Annotated in this window: 1 protein-coding gene; it reads left to right on the top strand. The window is 40.0% G+C overall.

Annotation, left to right across the window (positions count from 1 at the left end; all coding sequences use genetic code 11):
• The coding region (locus tag CBI42_RS11440) for an exodeoxyribonuclease III (RefSeq protein ID WP_179211423.1) at positions 1–371 on the top strand (371 nt) is incomplete at its 5' end.
• Between the last annotated feature and the right edge of the window lie 34 nt (positions 372–405).

The raw sequence follows: 405 nt of genomic DNA, 5'->3' as shown, positions 1-405 counted from the left end.
ATAAGCTGGATGAGAAAAAGCCGGTTATTTTATGTGGTGACTTAAACGTTGCTCACAAGGAAATTGATTTGAAAAATCCTCAATCCAATCATCACAACGCCGGCTTTACGGACGAAGAACGAGAATCGTTCACCAAGTTGTTAAGCGAAGGCTTCATGGATACGTTCAGACATTTTTATCCCGATCAAAAGGACATCTATTCATGGTGGAGTTATCGATTCCACTCTCGTGATCGGAATGCCGGTTGGCGGATTGATTATTTTGTGGCCAGTGATCGCTTGGCTGATAACATTAAAGATTCCAAAATATTGACCGATGTATTTGGATCGGATCATTGCCCGGTTGAGTTGGATACAGGAGAAATATCGTAACTGAATATTCAAAAATGAAAGTCACCAATTTAAT

Source organism: Streptococcus sp. KR (assembly GCF_002238115.1).
Taxonomy (GTDB): domain Bacteria; phylum Bacillota; class Bacilli; order Lactobacillales; family Streptococcaceae; genus Streptococcus.
This window is presented reverse-complemented; position numbering and strand designations above follow the sequence as displayed.